The sequence below is a fragment of the Helicobacter sp. MIT 03-1616 genome (genome assembly GCF_000765685.2).
GTDB classification, from domain to species: Bacteria; Campylobacterota; Campylobacteria; order Campylobacterales; family Helicobacteraceae; genus Helicobacter_C; species Helicobacter_C typhlonius.
In genome coordinates this window covers 91,948-105,332 of sequence record NZ_JROY02000004.1, presented here as the reverse complement: position 1 = coordinate 105,332, position 13,385 = coordinate 91,948, and the positions used below count along the sequence as shown (strand labels likewise).

The following is a 13,385-nucleotide window of genomic DNA, read 5'->3' as shown; positions in this document are numbered from 1 at the left end:
TTTATGTATCGCTATGGCTTTATGCAAGCACAAAAAACACTGATTGGGCGCATTTTACGCATTTAATGCAAGAACTTCTGCTATCAAGCAAGATTCTAAAATCACATAAACACGCATTTTGTAAAGCTTCGTTGTAGTATTTTGGATAACTTTCACTTTACTTTCTTTGTTGTTTAGTATTTTTGTTATACAATTTAGTCAAACCATTATATAGGATTTTGGTTTCTATAACAAAATAAACGCAACTCATAAGGAGAGGACAATGAGCAAATACGAGCAATTCATCAAAGAATATGAAGCGCACAAGAGTGAGCGAGCCGCACAGGGCGTTCCACCATTAGCACTTGATGTAGCACAAACACAATGTGTAATTGATATGTGTAAAGATTCTAGCGTAAGTGCCAAAGACAAGGAATTTGCGAAAGAATTATTGGTGCATAGAGTGAATCCGGGCGTTGATGCGTCAGCTCAACTCAAGGCGGCATTTTTAGGAGAGATTCTCCTTAATAATAAACAGGATTGGGGATTTAGCCCAACTGAAGCGGTAAAGTATCTTGGCACAATGCTTGGCGGATACAATGTATCTCCGCTCATTCAAGGACTTTCCCTTAGTGATAGCGCACTCGCAAAAGAATGTGCGAATGCCCTTAAACACACACTTTTAATCTATGACAACTTTGAAAAAATTGCCGCGCTCAATACGCCACTTTCAAAAGAGATTATAGAATCTTGGGCAAATGCGGAGTGGTTTAAAAACAAAGAGGACTTAAGCGAAGTAATAAAGGTCTGCGTATTTAAGATTGATGGTGAAACAAATACCGATGATTTAAGCCCCGCAGGAGATGCTTTCACACGTAGTGATATTCCTCTTCACGCTAAAGCAATGCTAAAAAGCAGAATTGAAAATTTTGAATCTCGTATTGAATCTGCTAAGAAAAAAGCTGCAGAAAACAATGCTGTTGTGGCGTATGTAGGAGATGTTGTTGGAACAGGAAGTAGCCGAAAGTCTGCTTGTAACTCTATTTTGTGGCATTTTGGTAAGGAGATTCCATTTATCCCTAATAAGAAAAGTGGCGGTATTGTCATTGGTAGCGTGATTGCACCTATTTTCTTTAATACTTGTGAGGATAGCGGTGCGTTACCTATCGTAGCTGATGTGAGCGAACTCAAAGACGGCGATATTATCGAGGTCAATACAAGCAAAGGTGAGATTAGCAAGGGTGGCAAAGTCGTTGCTACATTTAATCTCAATCCCATCACACTCGCCGATGAAATTCGTGCAGGTGGTAGAATCCCACTCATTATTGGTAGAGGACTCACTGCAAAAGCACGAGAATACCTCAAACTCGGCAAGAGTGATGTATTTAAAGAGCCAAAACAACCGGCAAGTAGCCAAAAAGGTTATACCTTAGCGCAAAAAATGGTAGGAAAGGCTTGTGGCGTAGAGGGTGTGCGCCCGGGCAGCTATTGTGAGCCAAAAACTACAACCGTGGGTAGCCAAGATACCACAGGTGCGATGACAAGAGATGAGATTAAGGAACTTGCAGCATTGAGCTTTGGGGCGGATTTTGTTTTACAAAGCTTCTGCCATACAGCAGCATATCCAAAACCTGCTGATGTGAGCCTACACGCGACTTTGCCAAACTTCATATCTGATCGTGGCGGCGTGGCTTTGCGTCCAAAAGATGGTGTTATTCACTCGTGGCTTAATCGTATGTGTCTGCCTGACACGGTGGGGACAGGTGGAGATTCACATACGCGTTTCCCTATTGGTATTAGCTTCCCAGCAGGAAGTGGGCTTATCGCTTTTGCCGCTGTTACAGGCTCTATGCCGCTTGATATGCCAGAATCTGTGCTTGTGCGCTTTAAAGGCAAACTCAATCCGGGCATTACACTACGCGATTTAGTGAATGCAATTCCCTACTATGCGATTAAACAAGGGCTTCTCACCGTTGAAAAGAAGGGTAAAAAGAATATCTTTAGCGGTAGGATTTTAGAAATTGAGGGCTTAGGAGACTTAAAAGTAGAACAAGCCTTTGAACTTAGCGATGCGAGTGCAGAGCGAAGCGCAGCGGCGTGTAGTGTGCGTCTCAATAAAGAGCCAATTATTGAATACTTAAGCTCAAATATCAAGCTTATAGAATCTATGATTAAAAATGGCTACCAAAATGCTGCTACATTGCAAAGACGCGCAGACAAAATGAAAGAATGGATTAAGAATCCTGTGCTTTTAGAGCCAGATAGCGATGCGGAATATGCGGCTGTGATTGAAATTGACTTAGCAGAGATTAAAGAGCCAATCCTTGCTTGTCCAAACGACCCTGATGATGTAGCGACTTTGAGCGAGATTCACGCTAATGCCAAGCGTCCAAAAAATATCGATGAAGTCTTTATCGGTAGCTGTATGACAAACATCGGGCATTTTAGGGCATTTGGTGAAATCGTCAAAAACGAGGGACAAAGCAAAACACAAATTTGGATAGCTCCGCCTACTAAAATGGACGAAAAACAGCTTACAAAAGAGGGATATTTCTCACTCTTTGGTGCAGCAGGTGCGAGAATGGAAGCTCCGGGTTGCAGTCTCTGTATGGGAAATCAAGCACGGGTAAGAGATAATGCGGTGGTATTCTCTACCTCTACGAGAAACTTTGATAATCGTATGGGCAAAGGTGCGCAGGTATATCTAGGAAGTGCGGAGCTTGGCGGTGTATGTGCAATGCTAGGCAGAATCCCAACCGCAGAAGAATATCTTAAAATCGCTCCTCAAAAGATTGAATCCAAAAAGGATAATATCTACACTTATCTTAACTTTAATCTTATGGAAAATTTCACGCTTTAATCAAACAAAGCGTAGTGCTTAATTTAAACTCATCTAAGGCTTTACCTCAAAGCCTTAGATTCTTAAAATCCACTCTTGTAACTCCAAATAGAATCTACAAAGCTAAAAGCTTTTTGCAAGATTAAGAATCTTTTGAGCAAAAATCTGCAAGCGTGAATTTGTGGCTTTGCTACTGCACACAAACTACTTATCCTAATTTTTTATATCATTTTATGAGAATATCCTTTACCCCTTGCGATATTTTCGAAGCTTGCATATTTCACACTTCATTTATTTGTGTAAGGAAAAATGTATCTTTACTTAACAATATCTACATCTTTCAATTTTCCATAATAACAACATCTCCTCTTGCCCTCAAAAAAAAAGGGGGGGGGGGTAAGAGAATAGTAATACATCTATGAATAAAAAATAAACCTCTTTGTTTTTGCGAAATAAAAAAGTCAAAATGGTTTTACAAAAGAGGATTCTAAAAAATGATATAAAATCTTTCTTATAAACTTTAGAAGCATTGATTTAAAAAGTCTTGAATCTAGCAGTTTCCTCCCGTCTCATTACATCTTGGCTTAAAGGAGTTTTTAATCCACAAGAGTGTATTATCATAGGCTTTATAAGGATTTGTATAATCCCCTCATTTTGGAATGTTTTCTAAAAATACGTTTTGTGATTAAAGGAACACAATGGATAATACAATACAAATTGATGTGCGCGATTTGCCCTGCCCTGAACCTGTTGTAAAAGCAAAACAAGCCTTACTAGGTGTAAATGAATACGCCCTCAAACTCCACACTTATGAAATTATCGGCAACACCCCCTCTTCTAAGGAAAATCTCTCACGTTTTCTCAAAGCTGAAGGTTTCGAGTTTGATATAGGCTTTGGGCGAGATGGGCAGTTTATGATTGTCCTCAAAGGCAAGGCAGAAAAAGAGGCAAAGCAAGGCAAAGATAAAATCATTCCCAAAATGATGCTGTTTAAAAGCGACAAGGTGGGTGAGGGCGAATTAGGCGGTATGTTAGCAAATGGCTTTCTCAAATCTCTCCTCCACGCTGATGTGTTGCCACAAAAGATTCTATTTATCAATCGTGGCGTGCTCCTTACCACGGATAACAAAGAAGTCAATAATGATGAAATTGTCGAGGTGCTTAAAGAGCTTGAAAAACAAGGTGTGGAGATTTATTCTTGCGGTTCGTGCTTAAGCTATTTTGCCCTCACAGAGCGTCTCAAAGTCGGCGTGATAGGCAATGCGCTAGAGAGTATCCAAAATATGCTTACAAGCGATAGTCTCATTTCGCTTTAAGTTGAATGCTATAAGGCAAGATTCCAAATAGGATAACTAATGGCAGATTATGATTTGACGCAACATATTCAATGCGCTGGTTGAGCCGCTAAAGTGGGTCTGGCAGACTTATCACAAATCTCTAGCGGACTTAGCCAAAGCCCAAATCCTCTCTTACTCGCAGGATTTGATAGCAATGAAGACTGCGGGGCTATGCTCCTTTCCCCCACCGATGAGTATGCCCTACTCTCAAGCGTGGATTTTATCACGCCTGTGGTAGATGACCCCTACATATATGGACAAATTGCCGCTACAAATGCACTTAGTGATATTTTTGCTATGGGTGGTAGGGCGACAAGTGCGCTCAATCTGCTTATGTGGGATAGCACACATTTTGATAGCAAAATCGCAAATGAGATTCTAAAAGGTGGGCTCAACAAAATTACCGAATCTGGAGCATTGCTCCTTGGCGGACACACGATTAAGGATAATGAGCAAAAGTATGGCTTATCGGTTAATGGCATAGCACACAAAAATCATTTATGGCGCAATAATGCGGGGAAGATTGGCGATAAGCTTGTGCTGACAAAACCCATAGGTAGCGGAATACTCACCACCGCCATAAAGGCGCGTATGCTCCACAACCCACAGCAAGTTATAGAATCTATGCTAGCCCTCAATCTCTATGCGGCAAATATCGCTCAAAACTATGAGATTCACGCCTGCACCGATATTACAGGCTTTGGACTTATTGGACACGGGCTTGAAATGTGTGCGGAGACTACGATACAAAATGCACAGCCTGATAATCTAAACACAAATCCACAAAGCCCAAAAAGTCTTTTGTTCTACACGCAGCAGATTCCATTATTTACTGAATCTAAAGAACTCGCACAAATTGGCATCGTGCCGGGTGGCTCATATGAAAATAAAAAAGCCTTGCAGGATAAAGTCGCCTTGCATTGTGCGCTAGAAGATGATATTTTCTATTATGATGCGCAAACTTCTGGCGGTTTGCTCTTTGCCCTCCCTGCAAGAGATGCAGATCAATTTGTAGATGAACTGCGTAGAAATGGTATAGAATCTGCAATTATCATTGGCGAGATTATCCCAAGGAGCACAAAGGCTATTATACTAGGATAGTTTCAAGACTCTTTAAGAAAACTACTTTTGGCAAAAGACAATGAGATATAGCATAAGCCTAAGCCAACTTACCCTCCCCAAAGGAGGAATAAGCGAGAAAACACACGATGAGTAAAGCAAAAAATGAGGGTTGCCCTAGATAACTTGCATTAAGAGATTCTAAATCTTACCAAACAAAACAAAGGAGAGGCAAAGCCTCTCACATATACAATCGTGCATTAAGATTTCTTAAAGATGCAAAATACAAATTTTACGCGGTATGCAACTCAAACATTTCACAAATAAATTTAAAAAATATAACTTTTTGCCGATTTAGAAGCGAGATTTTTTTATTTAAAGGAGGCTTTTATGCAGTTTAATATGATTAACACCTTGGTGCGTAGATTCTATATTCTCAAGGAAGAGGGTTTTGTGCTTAATGAAAATTACAATGATGACTTGCAAAATATCCTTTCAAAAGAGGAACTTGCCATATTCTTAGCAATGTTTGAAAACGACAATGTGGACAAGGCAGTCGATAGTATCAAACGCTCCTACACCAGCGGTGCGGCAAACAAGCAATATGTGATTAATATCCTCTCCGAGCCAAAAATCACGCAAATCGCTATTACGCTCCTTAAAGATGCTAAGCCAGAAATGCTAGAAAAAGCAATTCGTGTGCGCAAGGATATAGATGCAGCCAGCGTGCAGTTTTTGGATATTATGAAAGGGCTTGAAGAAAAAATAATCACTTTCATCAACTCACGCGTGAGTAAGCTTCCAGCAAACACATCACCCGATGACTATCTCAAAACCCTAGCCACAAAAGAAATCAACATTAGCAATCTCGCACGATACTTTGGGGGAGATTTTGAAAAGGCATACCTTGATGACAGCGGTGCAGGTAAATCATATTATGAACTCCTCGCTTGCAGGGTGCTTGTGAAAAATAAATTGATGCGTGTCGAGGACGCGCAGTCGCTACTCCTAACCTTTATTTGGAATGCCATTCCAGCCTTTAGAACCAAAACACGCGTTACATCAGTTGGTAGCGTGAGATAAGTAGCCTTAGCAAAAATATAGAATCTACATTCATACAATCTCACAAAAATACCCACCCCAAACCTCGCCAAAAGCGAGGAGTTTAAGTGGTATTTAGACTTTACATCAAGACAATCTCGTGAGAAACTTCCACATATCTACAAAATCCCCACCTACCCAAAATGCTACATACAAAGTGCCTTATCACAAAAAAAATAGAATTCTATTAGTTTTGGAATATATATTGCTTACTCATCTGTGATAAATTGTAGATTTTACACGAAAGGATTCAATATGTTAAGGTCTTTGTGGTCAGGTGTTAGCGGTATGCAAGCACATCAAATTGCGCTTGATGTGGAGAGTAACAACATTGCCAATGTCAATACGGTGGGATTTAAATACTCGAGAGCTTCTTTTGTGGATATGCTTTCACAAATCAAACTCATCGCAACTTCTCCCTACAAAAATGGACTAGGAGGGCAAAATGACTTTTCAGTCGGTCTAGGTGTTGGGATTGATGCCACAACAAAAGTCTTTTCACAAGGTAATACACAAAATACCGATGTAAAAACAGATATCGCCATTGAAGGAGATGGTTTCTTTATTATCTCCCCAGATAGAGGGACTACGCACAACTACACGCGTAATGGTGAATTCCTCTTTGACGCAAATGGTAACCTCGTAACTACCGGTGGTTATGTTGTGCAAGGTTGGGTGCGCCCACCATTAGAGGCAGCAGAATCTGGATCAATGAGTGACTTTGATTTCTTTAGAGTGGATAACACAGGACCTGTGCGAAATATCCAAATCGACCCTGGTATGGTTATGCCTGCTCGTGCAACAAAAACTATTACCTTGCGCGCCAATCTCAACGCCGGACGCCATATCGACCAAATGCAAGATGTTGCTGCACTAGATTCTACTGCGCGCACTGCAGCTGATGGTGTAGCTCCTGTGTATGATTCTCGCGGTGTGCTTACGCAAGTAGGTGAGGATTTGGGTGTGCTATTCAACGATGACGGGGACGCATTCGCTCTCAATGAAAATCAAGGCATTTGGATGAGTTATAAAACCGCTATGATTCGCCACGAAACAGTTAATACAGATGAAGTAAGCACAATTGGTATTAATGGTGAAATTGTTAGTTTTGCAAATAACTCCGCAATTACCGGTGTTAGCTCAATTACTGCCGCACAAAATGCGATCAACTCTTTACGCGATAAAACAGGAGTAGGTGCATATGTCGATGCAGGACAACTAAGAATCGAAAACCGCAACCAAAAAGATGGTGGTGAAAAAGTGAAAAATGTCCGCGTTACCGCAGATGGCACAGGTGTATTTCAAAACTTCGTCAAAGGCGAAGAAGACATTACCGCCTTTAGATACCGCTATACAAAATCCGAAGATGCAGATTCTACCACAGGACAATTTAGGACTACCGAGGATTTGCGCGCACTGATTCAATATGACGCAAATATGATTAAGAATCCTGAAAAAACCTACTATGAAAGCACCGCGTCAGTAGCCGTAACACTCAATAAATGGGGTATGTTTGAAATCACAAATGGTGATGATTCGGACGATGAGCAACGCAACCTTAGCCTTTTTGTTACAAGCCACTTTAGCGACAGCGTAACAAACAATGTGCTATTCAAAGAAACGATGAAAGCCTTAAATACTGCCTCGCTCATTGAGGGCGGCTCTGGGGTAACCACAGGCAAGATTGTGAAAGCCACTCACGCCACAAGCGTGGATATCGTTGATAGCTTAGGTAGTAAGCACAATATTCGCTTTGAATTTTGGAAAACAGGCGATGCAGTATGGAGTTTTAGAGCGATCGTGCCTGAACCGGCGCAGTTTGTAGGTGGTGCAGCAACGAAACCAAATGTATTTGAAGGCGGAAGGGCGACTTTTAATAGTGATGGCTCCCTTTCAGGTATGAATCCACCAGTATTGCAATTTGACCCAAAAAATGGGAGCAAAGGTCCTCAAAGACTTGAACTCAAATTTGGTGCAAACGAAACATTTGGCGGATTAACAAGTGTGGATAAGATTTCAGAAACTTATTCAATCAACCAAAATGGCTATCAAGCCGGAGACTTAATGGATATTCGCTTTGACTCCAATGGCTCACTCCTTGGCGCATTTAGTAATGGACGCTCTATTGCTCTAGCACAAGTGGCTCTTGCAAATTTTGCGAACAACACAGGTCTTCAAGCCGAGGGCGGAAATGTCTATTCTCAAACCGGTAACTCCGGTGAGCCGATGATTGGTGCGGCAAATACAGGGCGAAGAGGCGGAGTATCGGGCAGTAAGCTAGAGATGAGTAATGTGGATTTAAGTCGCAGCTTAACGCAGCTTATTGTTGTGCAAAGAGGCTTTCAAGCCAACTCCAAAGCTGTAACGACATCAGACCAGATTCTTAACACTCTCCTAAATCTTAAACAATAATTGACTTTCTTTTGAGTAGGCTATTCCCAAGCTTACTCACTCTTTTTTGTAATTTTTAAGTCATTTTTATTATTTTAACTCCAAATCTTACTCTTTATTGATACTTGCGTTTTTTTTTTTTTTGATAACATTGCGACTTTAAATTTTAACTTATATCAATTTGGGAGAAATAGTGTGTATAAAAAATTATTGTTTTTAGGAATCTTACTTAACCCTTATGCTATATTTGCAGATGAGCAAAAGCTAAAGGGTTTGGTTATACTTGGTGGAGGAGTAAGAATCATAGAAAGTCATCTTTTTCCACAACCAAAAGATTATTTAGGAAGCCGCCAAGATAAACCAAATGTGTATTATCAGCCTATTCCTTTAATCGGGCTAGATGTAACTTACAATAGTGTTACCAAAGCAAAAGATAGTATTTTCCTAAAAGGCTTTAGCGGGAGAAATTTAGGAGGACTTAAACTCGGCTATGCCATAACTTATGGGAATCATAAAAGCGAGTTTGCCATTATTAGCTCCATATATGAGAGAGCGTATGCTAATCCCTATATTGAGGGCAATCGTAAAGAGAAGGCGTTAAATAAATATGGCTTTAATTTCACTCAAACCTATATGTTTTCACCTCTTCATAATTTTTTTATTAATTATATCTTTCAACATCACGATTATAAGGGTGAGAGCATACCTTACCCATCTCTTAGGCGCAATAAATCTATCCACGAGGGAGAAATTGGCTATCAATTTATGTTTCTTAAGATTGTGGGACATTATGATTATGGCGAGGCAAAGGGAGAAGCAGAAAGCTATCGTGCTTATGGCGGTAAAGCGAGCATTACAATACCTTTAATGAATACAAAGCTTATATTGAAACCGAGTGTTGGCTATTTTAAATACACTACCCAAGCAATAAATCCAATCTTTAATAAAATAAGAAGCGGAGTGGTTACACAATATAGTTTTTCTATGTATAAAACCCACTTCCTACACCCACACGTTTTGATTTTTGCAAGCTATAAAAAAGAAAAGCGTGGCAGCAATATCGCATTTTATAAAGAAGATTATCAATATATTATGAGTGGATTAGGCTATAGTTTTTAATTACAAATCTTACAAGCCCCCATCAATATCTATGATTGTTATAGAATCTTAAAAAACTTTCAGTCAAAGTATTAAGCAAGAGAGTTAGCAAAAATTTGTCATAATACTAAAAATCTTAAAGGAGTGGTGTTATGACTTCTCATTTTGAACGCATTATTGCTCAAAATAAGCTTAAAACTTATGCGGTTTTGGCTATATATATCATCATTTTTATACTTATTGGTTTGCTTGCAGATATTATCCGCATTGACGCCCCAAATCTTCAAGAGGGATTTGCTATGCTCCTTAGCCTATATGAATTTCCTCTTATTACTTTTGGTATGACACTCGTAGCCCTTTGTATAATTTTCTTTAGCATAGGACAATTTTCACGCATTATGCTAAGTGGCAATGAATATAAACGCATTAATCCTAATAATGTCCTCTCACGCAAAGAATCTCGTCTCTATGGAATCTTGCAAGATTTGCTTAAAAGCGCAAATTGTTCTTTTGAGCCTGCACTTTATATTATGGAAGCCCCTTATATGAATGCTTTTGCGAGTGGGTGGAATGAAAAAAATTCTATGATTGCTGTTACTTCAGCGTTGTTAGAGCGATTAGATGAGAGTGAGCTAAAAGCGGTAGTAGCGCACGAGTTAAGCCATATTCGGCACGGAGATGTGCGATTAACAATGTGCGTAGGGATTTTAAGCAACATTATGCTTTTAGGTGTGAATATTTTTGCCTTTTATTTTAGCTCTGCTCAATCTCAAGGAGCAAGGGCAGCACGAAGTATTTTGCTCATTTTACAATTTGTCCTCCCACTTCTTACACTTGTGCTAAGCCTTTTTATCTCTCGTAATCGTGAATATATGGCGGATTCTGGAGCAGCATATTTAATGAAAGAAAGTGAGCCAATGGTTCGGGCATTACAAAAAATTAGCCAAGATTATGCGCAAAATAATTATCAAGAGCCAAATCCCACACGAGCAAATGCCTATCTTTTCGGCATAGGTGAGATTCTAAGCACACATCCAAGCATACAAAATCGTATAAAAGCATTACTTGGGCAACATTTCTAGGACACACTATGACAAAGCACACAAAAAACCAATCCCTACCCTTACAATCTCCCCTTTTAAAGCAAAATACACAGCTTTTTTTTGAAACACTCTGCCAAAATGTTGGGGAGAATCCTAACCGAGATGGATTGCTCCGCACTCCCGAGCGTATAGCTCAAAGCTTCTCTACTATGCTAAATGGTTATAGTCAAAGTCCCAAAGAAGCACTCGGGAGTATTTTTGAAGAGAATGTATGTGATGAAATGATTGTGCTAAAAAAATTACATTTTTACTCTATGTGCGAGCATCATTTATTACCATTTTTCGGGCATATTTCTATTGGATATATCCCTGATAAAAAGCTTGTGGGTATTAGTGGCTTAGCGCGATTAGTGGAGGTTTTTGCGCATAGGCTACAGATTCAAGAAAATCTTACGACACAAATTGCTAATGCGCTTGATGAAGAGCTAAAACCCAAAGGAGCAATGATAGTCTGTGAGGCACGACATCTCTGCCTTGAGATGAGGAATAAGCAACCCCAATCGCCTGTTATTACCTCTACATTACGCGGACTTTTCAAAAAGGATTCACGCACACGCGCAGAATTTATGCAGCTCATACAACACTAGAGGCAAAATTTTTCGCTATTATGCTTCAAAATAGCCAATCTGCGCGTGTTTAACCCATAAAACCCCTTTACCATATTGACAAAAGCGCATTTTTTTGGCAATATGCCCCCGAGTCCCTACAAGCTCTGCTTTTAGTGGATAAAATTATGGAGGTCTTAAATGAAAAAAATTCTTGTAAGCTCTGCGCTTAGCGCACTTTTGGTTTTACCGGCGGCGGCTCTTCAGGTGTATGAAAATGATGGCACTTCACTTGATGTATATGGTTCTATCCGTGGTTATGTAGGTATGGGTGAAAATGCAGGCTACGCAGACAATCGTGGAAACTTCCTCTTTGGTGTGCAAGGAAACTCACACATTGGTTTCAATGTATCAGCGGATAAATTCAAAGCAAAAGTTGAGTTTGGTGCAAATGAGCCAGATGCTAGTGTGCCGACTCTTACTCCTCTCCGCTTCTTCTGGGGATCTTATAATACAGGTCTAGGAACTATCCTCGTGGGTAAGGCAAACACTCCTACAACTGATATTTTCTCAACAGGTGTGCTTAATACCGATACTGCGCTTAATGGCTTTGGTGGTCTAGGCACAAGCACAAGAAGATTGCAGCTTCAATACAATATCGCTGGACTAAGCCTAGCATTAATCTCTGACTATTTGGGAGAATCTATCGGTCTTAGTAATGGAAAAGATGATGGAACTGGTGCAAATACAACAATGCCTCGTATCGCATTGTCTTATACTCTCTATGGAGATGGTGGTAGCCCACTCTTTCAAGTAGCTGGAACATATAAGAGATTTAATTCAGGTGCTACTACTGGTTATAATACTAATGGAGGAGGAGGAGCAACAACACTACCCCTTGGAACTGAAAAAGATGCGTGGCATATCTCTGTTGGCACAAAGCCTACATTTGGTAATAACTTCGTTTCACTCTTTGCCCACTATGGTAAAAACCAACATTTCTATGGCGAAACAGGCACATTCTACAATGGTGGTAACTTCAACCATACAGGATTTTCAGTAACTTCTAATGGAGATATTAAACGTTCAGGTGTGAAAGCCGAGCTTGGTATAGGTCTCTCTAAAGATGCGACATTCACACTTGGAGCTGGGTATCAACAAACATTTGGCGATATCCAAGGATATTACAACTCTATTGGTGTCTTCGCACAAGTGCCTTATAAAGTAAGTGCAAACTTTGTATTAACTCCTGTAGTTGGCTGGTTCCAAACAGCAGGTAAAGATGGCGCAAAATTCGCGAATGTTATAGATAAAGTAACAAGTGCAGTAGGTGCTGTGCGCGTTATGTGGAATTTCTAATCCCACTCTTTAAGCATTTAGCCTAAAAATAGAATCCTCTTTTTATAAAGAGGATTCTAGCCCCCACATTTTTCAAACCTCTTTTTTAAACTTTACAACAAAATCCATTTAAAACTTTCCATTATAAGCAGGAATGCCAAAACTTCGATTATGATTTTATGCACTTTTGTGCTAGAATCCGCCTTTTAGCTTAACACTTTAAGGTATCCTATGCAAATGCAAATGCTGTATTCAAAGATTCACCGCGCTTGTGTAACAGACGCAAATCTTAACTATGTCGGCTCAATCACAATTGACAAGACTTTAGCAAAAAGCGCAAATCTCCTTGCGGGAATGAAGGTAGAGATTCTTAATATCAATAATGGCGAGAGATTTAGCACCTATGTGATTTATGGTGATAAAGAAGGCGAAATATGCCTCAATGGCGCGGCAGCGCGCAAGGTGCAAATAAATGATATAATCATCATTATAGCCTATGCCTCATATGACACACAGGAATTAGAAAATTATAAGCCTACAATCGTGCAAGTGGGGCAAAATAACGAGATTCTATCTATAACAAACGAGGTGTAAG

Annotated in this window: 10 protein-coding genes; all 10 read left to right on the top strand. The window is 39.9% G+C overall.

The genetic code is table 11. The features are described from left to right. Window positions 1-262: 262 nt before the first annotated feature. The 10 genes from acnB (at window position 263) to panD (ending at window position 13,384) form a co-directional block, all read left to right on the top strand. Window positions 263-2,839 (top strand): bifunctional aconitate hydratase 2/2-methylisocitrate dehydratase, encoded by a 2,577-nt coding sequence (acnB, locus tag LS67_RS04080; RefSeq protein WP_034325817.1) that lies wholly within the window; start codon window positions 263-265, stop codon window positions 2,837-2,839. 677 nt (window positions 2,840-3,516) lie between these two features. Further along, window positions 3,517-4,134, top strand: a complete 618-nt coding sequence (gene yedF, locus LS67_RS04075) for a sulfurtransferase-like selenium metabolism protein YedF (RefSeq protein ID WP_034328373.1) — start codon at window positions 3,517-3,519, stop codon at window positions 4,132-4,134. Between the two features lie 93 nt (window positions 4,135-4,227). Beyond that, window positions 4,228-5,256, top strand: a complete 1,029-nt coding sequence (gene selD / locus LS67_RS04070; RefSeq protein WP_034328374.1) for a selenide, water dikinase SelD — start codon at window positions 4,228-4,230, stop codon at window positions 5,254-5,256. A 348-nt stretch (window positions 5,257-5,604) separates the two neighbouring features. After that, window positions 5,605-6,297 carry a hypothetical protein gene (locus LS67_RS04065; RefSeq protein WP_034328375.1) on the top strand — a complete coding sequence of 231 codons (693 nt, stop codon included), beginning with the start codon at window positions 5,605-5,607 and terminating at the stop codon, window positions 6,295-6,297. Window positions 6,298-6,570: 273 nt separating this feature from the next. Then, window positions 6,571-8,727, top strand: coding sequence for a flagellar hook protein FlgE (gene flgE / locus LS67_RS04060; RefSeq protein WP_034328376.1), 2,157 nt, complete (start codon window positions 6,571-6,573; stop codon window positions 8,725-8,727). Window positions 8,728-8,901: 174 nt separating this feature from the next. After that, on the top strand, window positions 8,902-9,825 hold the full coding sequence (locus LS67_RS04055) for a DUF2860 family protein (protein WP_161594472.1): 924 nt from the start codon (window positions 8,902-8,904) through the stop codon (window positions 9,823-9,825). Window positions 9,826-9,956: 131 nt separating this feature from the next. Then, window positions 9,957-10,886: a zinc metalloprotease HtpX gene (gene htpX / locus LS67_RS04050; protein ID WP_034328071.1), complete on the top strand. Its 930-nt coding sequence runs from the start codon at window positions 9,957-9,959 to the stop codon at window positions 10,884-10,886. A gap of 8 nt (window positions 10,887-10,894) precedes the next feature. After that, on the top strand, window positions 10,895-11,494 hold the full coding sequence (gene folE, locus LS67_RS04045; protein WP_034328069.1) for a GTP cyclohydrolase I FolE: 600 nt from the start codon (window positions 10,895-10,897) through the stop codon (window positions 11,492-11,494). 159 nt (window positions 11,495-11,653) lie between these two features. Beyond that, window positions 11,654-12,811: a hypothetical protein gene (locus tag LS67_RS04040; RefSeq protein WP_034328067.1), complete on the top strand. Its 1,158-nt coding sequence runs from the start codon at window positions 11,654-11,656 to the stop codon at window positions 12,809-12,811. A gap of 210 nt (window positions 12,812-13,021) precedes the next feature. Then, entirely contained in the window at window positions 13,022-13,384 is a 363-nt protein-coding gene (gene panD / locus LS67_RS04035) for an aspartate 1-decarboxylase (RefSeq protein ID WP_034328065.1), read from the top strand. Window position 13,385: the final 1 nt, after the last annotated feature.